General features: G+C 67.4%; 2 protein-coding genes. Both read right to left on the reverse strand.

All coding sequences use genetic code 11. The annotated features are described in order from the left end of the window. Window positions 1-33: 33 nt before the first annotated feature. Window positions 34-921, reverse strand: coding sequence for an IS3 family transposase (locus tag ABZ659_RS35865; RefSeq protein ID WP_360229207.1), 888 nt, complete (start codon window positions 919-921; stop codon window positions 34-36). Next, window positions 918-1217, reverse strand: coding sequence for a transposase (locus tag ABZ659_RS35870; protein WP_230211858.1), 300 nt, complete (start codon window positions 1215-1217; stop codon window positions 918-920). The genes ABZ659_RS35865 and ABZ659_RS35870 overlap by 4 nt, the downstream gene beginning before the upstream one ends. Window positions 1218-1285 lie beyond the last annotated feature (68 nt).

The following is a 1285-nucleotide window of genomic DNA, read 5'->3' on the forward strand; positions in this document are numbered from 1 at the left end:
TGAAGTTTCCCCGTGATCTCGGACACGTGATCGTTATGCCGCGAGGGCGTGTTGATGCCGCTGTCTGGTCTCGGCCGGGGTGAGGTAGCCGAAGATCTTGTGTTTGCGCAGGCGGCGGCGGTTGTAGAAGGTCTCGATGAAGGTGAAGACCTCGGCGCGGGCGGTGGCCCGGTCGGGCCAGGTCCGGGCGCCGATCTCCTCCTTGAGCAGGGCCCAGAAACTCTCGGCTGCGGCGTTGTCGAAGCATGATCCGGTGCGTCCGCAGCTCTGCCGCATCCCCAACTCTCGTGTTCGGGCCCGGAATTGGGCGGAGGTGTACTCGCTGCCGCGGTCACTGTGGATCACGCAGCCGGGCTCCAGACCGCCCCGGCCGTGGGCCATGTCGAGAGCGTCGACGACGAGCTCGGCGCGGTGGTGGTCGGCCATGGCGTAGCCGACGACCTCGCGGGTGGCCAGGTCGAGCCAGCAAGCGAGGTAGAGCCAGCCCTCGGCGGTGGGCAGGTAGGTGATGTCGCCGACCAGCTTGATCCCGGGACGTTCGGCGTGGAAGTCACGGCCGATCAGGTCCGGGGCCGGCTTCGCCTGCGCATCGGGCCGGGTCAGCGAGCGCTGCTTGCGGCGGGTGACGCCGCGGATGTCGCGCTCGCGCATGACGCGGGCGATGCGCTTGCGGTTCACCCGCCGCCCCAGACGCCGCAGCTCGGCATGGATGCGCGGGACGCCGTAGGTGCGACGGGAGGCGATGTGCAGCACGGTGATCTCGTGGGCGAGCGTGTCGTCGGCGGCCAGTCGGGCTTGGCGGGCCGCCTCGCCCTCGCGCCACGCGTAGTAGGAGGAGCGAGCGACCTTCAGTACCCGGCACAGCAACGTGATCGGGTAGTTTGCCTTCTCCGTGTGGATGAACCGGTAGAGCTCGCTCACCGGTCGTTCTCCTTCACGAAGAAGGCGGTCGCTTTTTTCAGGATCTCGATCGTCTGCTGCTGTTCGCGGTTCTCCCGCCGCAGCCGCCGCAGTTCCTCACGCTCGGCGCTGGTCAGCTCGCCGCCCTGGCCCTCGCCACGGTCAGCCTTGGCCTTGCGGTACCAACCGCGCAGGGACTCCGAGCTGATGCCGAGTTCCCGGGCCACGGCAGTGACCGTCTTGCCCGAGGAGTCGACGAGCGCGATCGCGTCCCGCTTGAACTCCTCGGTGTACCGCTTCGTGTACTTACTTCCCACCTGGTGCTACTTCCTCTGGAACCTCAAGGTCCCAGTCTCCAGGTGTCCACGATCAAGGGGAAGCTTCA

The sequence above is a fragment of the Streptomyces sp. NPDC006997 genome, assembly GCF_040635175.1.
Taxonomy (GTDB): Bacteria; Actinomycetota; Actinomycetes; order Streptomycetales; family Streptomycetaceae; genus Streptomyces.